General features: G+C 31.7%; 5 protein-coding genes. 1 reads left to right on the forward strand and 4 read right to left on the reverse strand.

Annotated features, from left to right (window positions below; all coding sequences use genetic code 11):
- The coding region (locus tag IDG60_RS07500) for a FecCD family ABC transporter permease (protein ID WP_206160585.1) at positions 1 to 524 on the reverse strand (524 nt) is incomplete at its 3' end.
- Positions 525 to 535: 11 nt separating this feature from the next.
- Positions 536 to 1519 carry an ABC transporter substrate-binding protein gene (locus IDG60_RS07505; protein WP_001214661.1) on the reverse strand — a complete coding sequence of 328 codons (984 nt, stop codon included), beginning with the start codon at positions 1517 to 1519 and terminating at the stop codon, positions 536 to 538.
- Positions 1520 to 1684: 165 nt separating this feature from the next.
- Between IDG60_RS07505 and IDG60_RS07510 the strand changes: the two genes are divergently transcribed.
- Entirely contained in the window at positions 1685 to 1810 is a 126-nt protein-coding gene (locus tag IDG60_RS07510) for a hypothetical protein (protein ID WP_001789076.1), read from the forward strand.
- A gap of 100 nt (positions 1811 to 1910) precedes the next feature.
- Here the strand turns inward: IDG60_RS07510 and sfaC are convergent, their stop codons facing one another.
- Together sfaC and sfaB are read right to left on the reverse strand one after the other, a co-directional pair.
- Positions 1911 to 2981, reverse strand: a complete 1071-nt coding sequence (gene sfaC / locus IDG60_RS07515) for a staphyloferrin A biosynthesis protein SfaC (RefSeq protein ID WP_000951624.1) — start codon at positions 2979 to 2981, stop codon at positions 1911 to 1913.
- Positions 2982 to 2987: 6 nt separating this feature from the next.
- Positions 2988 to 4259: IucA/IucC family protein (gene sfaB, locus IDG60_RS07520; protein ID WP_206160586.1), on the reverse strand; the 1272-nt coding region annotated here is incomplete at its 5' end.

Consider the following 4259-nt stretch of genomic DNA (forward strand, 5'->3'; position numbering starts at 1 on the left):
GTCATACTACTAAAAAACAAATGGATGGCCATACCAGCCAATGCTAATTTAATGGGTGTCATACCTTTCGTAGCACCTGAAAGTGTATAAACAGTTAAACCACCTATAAATGCACCTATCACACCTAAATATAATGCATAATATTCTAATGATGGAATGATAATCGTCACAAATACAATGAAAAACGATGCACCAGAACTGACACCAAAAATTTTAGGTGATGCTAGCGGATTGCGTGTCATTGCTTGCATTAACAAACCAGATACCGCTAATGCACCGCCAATAAATAACCCTGCAATCATCCTTGGCATACGTACATTATGCAATAAAAACGTTGCTTTCGTATCTGTATGACCAGTAACATAGTGAATGATATCGCTAAAATTAATTTTCGAAGAACCAATCGCCATATTTAAATATATACAAATAAAAAGAAAGCACAAACTCACTATATACGTGAGTGTTGTGCGTCTTTTTCTTTTATGATCTATGGCAGATTGGCTACTTATTTCTTTTATAGCCATTTACTTCCACCTTACTTTTGTTCTTTTTTTGATAATTCAACAAGTTCTTTAGCCATTTCTTCAGAAGAAATTAAGCCACGAGATCTTGCCCAAACATCACGGTCAACAATATCCACGCGATTATTTTTAACTGCATTCAACTTTTTCCATGTTGCATCTTCTTGTAACTTCTTGAATTCAGCAGAATCTTTTTTAGCATGATCTGTCATAATGATCATACGCTCTGGATTTAAATCAGCTAAATGTTCAGTGTCTAATTGTAAGTAAGGTCCTTTCAAATATTTACTTAAACCTTTTGTTACATCGTCACTTAATGCATTTTTAAATCCTAGTTCGTTTAAAAATTGTCCAACATATGAATAGTTTGGATGTGCTAATAAACCAGCTTTAGCAACTACTGCTGGAAGCACTTTTTGATTTCTATCAAATTTAATTTCATCTTTATACTTATTGATTAATTTATCATGCTCAGCAAGACGTTTTTCGCCTTCTTTTTCTTTATTTAAAGCTTTAGCAATTGTTTTGAACGAATTAATGTTTTGTTTGTAGTCTCCATCAAAACTCTTTAATGATAATGTTGGTGCAATTTTGTTTAATTCTTTATTAATACCTTTATGTCTACTGCTATCAGCGATAATTAAATCCGGTTTTAATTTACTAATTTCCTCTAAGTTTGGCTGTTTACGTGTACCTACAGAAGTATAATCCCCAATTTTTTCTCTAACTGGTTTAATGATACGTTTTTTCTTACCATCATCAGCAATACCAACTGGTTTAACGTCTAATGCTGCTAATGCATCTGCAAATGAGTACTCTAATACAACGATACGTTTTGCATCTTTAGGTACTTTTACTGTACCATTTTCATCTTTTACCGAAATAGTATCTTTAGTTGATGATTCTTTTTTACTTGAATTATCCGTATTACCACAAGCTGCAACTAAAAGTAAGGCAACTATTAATCCCAATATACTAAAAGTTTTTAGACCTCTCATCGTTCCACTCCTTAATATGTATAACTTCATTTATTATTTTATTGATAACAATTATCATTGTCAAGTAGCGTTCAATCTTTTTTATATTACTAAAATGTATGACTATATATTTCCTCTAGTAATTATGACTACAATTAGCACATTTCCTTAGAAAAAATATTGATAATGTATCATTGCTATATCATCTTTGCATTAATACAATTGACACCATTTAGTATGACCGTTATCCCTGTAATTCAGCTGATATTATCTGTTGCAATTTTATGTGACGAACTGTTGCACTTAATTTGATAAATCAACAAATACAAAAAATCTAAGTTGAACAATTATGATACAACCGTGCAAACGATATGTAGTATAACTTGTCAACTTAGACTTATTGATAAATATATTAATATTGGTTTACCATAGCAGGAGATTTCACATCAAAATTTTGAAGTAGCGTATCAATCTTTGAATCATCAATATATACCTTATGTAAATTTTTCATATACATCGAATGAGAAAGTGCTTCATAATTTAATGAAAAAGATATATGATCTCCAACTTGATAGTGTCCTTGACCATTTAAATCAAGCATTAAATGATCACTCGAAGCGCCTAAAATATTGATATGCTGATCCATAGGTGAAATATTATCGACTTTTGTATCTAAATAACCAATATCTACAATAGCTTGTAAGAATGATTCATGCGTTTGTGTATTAACTCGAGGTTTAATTTCTAAAATCTCAGCCTCCAATGTAATCGCATCTTGATATAACATAGCGATCGCTTGATTTGTCGTTGTATCAACACCTCTAAACAACGTTTCACCTATTCGCAATTCATTTATTTTACCCAAATCATTATATAAAAGTTGTGGTAACATGCTCGAATTACCACCTGAAATAATTTTCAATCGATATCCTATTTCTCTTTCAACAGCTGAGACGAATCGATTAATCATAAAGATATCATCATCACTTGGCGCATCAGATTTAAAACACATAAAATTGAATGCTAAACCTACAAAATGGATATTTTTCAAGTGAATAATCTCTTTAATATAATCTAAAACATCATAAGTCAGAACACCTTCACGGCCATCTTTCCAATCTACCATTAATAAAATCTTATGTTTTTTTCCTAAAACTTCTGCTACTTCATTTATTTGATGTATGGTAGATAATTCTGTTTGGATACTCATATCAACTTTTTCTATCATATCTGAAATCTCTTTTTTGGCAGGCGTACGCAATAACGTATATGTTAAATCCTGATCTGCAATACTAATTATGTTATCCAATCTGGATTCTGCAACATGATTGATACCTAACGCTTTTAAGCTTTCTACAATTGTACGGTCACCAGCTATACACTTAATTACTGGTGTGAATTGTATATTTTTACTTTGAAAAACTGTTTGAAGTACTTTGGCGTTATATTTAATCTTCGATATATTTATGTTAACGTGTGCCATGTAGTACTACACCTCTTTTTTTATCGGATTATCTAACTCAATATTTAAATATTGCTTTACTTTATTTTCCATTCTCATATTTAACAACGCTTTGACAGTAATTGTTGGTCCAAACAAAATATCTTTTAACTCATTTGCATGTGGTAGTGTTGGGTTAATAGCATGCGCTACTACTTGCTGTACTATGTTAAATAATTCGGTTTCTTCAACACAATCATACTGATTAAAATGATGGATTAATTCTGCCATTTGATTTTGAATAACAGCATGTTGGAATTTTGCAATCACTGCATCTATAGAATCAGCTATTAAACTATCATTTGTAATTTTAATATCTGATACACGATGTTGTAATGTTTCTAAATCAATTCTAGAACCACCTAAATCTCTCACTAAAAATTGAATGTCAAAATGTGGCCCCAAGTTCACTACTGTATTTTGCATGTGTGCTTCTAATGCAATTCCATAATTTTGAATAAAAGCAATTAAAGGCGGGATTAATGCTTGAGAGTATCGTTCAATAAATGTCGTAATACTTTCTTTAGTAATTCCTTGATTTAACCACTCTAAGTAACTATCCACGATAACTTTTTGATCTATTGGATTTTTATTAACTAGACTTGCACTAACTACTGTTGCACCTTTTCCATCAATTTCAGGCTTTTGTCTTATAATACAAGCAAGCTGACGTGCCCTATCTTTATCAACATTTGCATATTCACCGAACGGTTCCATAGCAACTTTAAATCCTGGATATTGATTCAACATGTTTTGTAAAGCATAACTTAACTTTGGTCCATCTACAGTAGTCACAGTTGAGACTGTTCTAACGGCACTTGTTGCTTGTGCATCGACGGGCAACTTAACATGGTATGGTTTATCAATTAAAGACATCGTCCTAAATGATAAAGTTGCTTTTGAAAGTATTGTAAACGGCGTTGGAATTAATATTTTTTTAGCAATCCATGCTTCAAAATATTTCCCTATCGTATGATCATATTGCCAAGGATGTACTAAAATCGCTCTATAGTCTTCACTTTTCAAACCTAAACTCTTTAAAAACACACGAATCTGATTGTAGTATTCGGGAATTATTTCATCAATAATAAATTGATCATTACCATCCATAGCTGTGCACACAACATGATCTTTTTCAATCATCATAATTTGCAAAGGGATTTCTTTTTCAAACTCAGGTGCATATGCTCGTACTTCTTCCATAGTTAAGGGCAATTTCGTTTTGGTTAAAGGGTGTGTTGGATGCCCCTCTGGTACCAA

The organism is Staphylococcus sp. EG-SA-2 (assembly GCF_017152085.1).

Excerpts from the sequence above, each read along its gene's own strand:
- IDG60_RS07505 (WP_001214661.1), bottom strand. The coding sequence starts at position 1,519 with ATGAGAGGTCTAAAAACTTTTAGTATATTGGGATTAATAGTTGCCTTA.
- IDG60_RS07510 (WP_001789076.1), top strand. The coding sequence starts at position 1,685 with ATGTATCATTGCTATATCATCTTTGCATTAATACAATTGACACCATTT.
- sfaC (WP_000951624.1), bottom strand. The coding sequence starts at position 2,981 with ATGGCACACGTTAACATAAATATATCGAAGATTAAATATAACGCCAAA.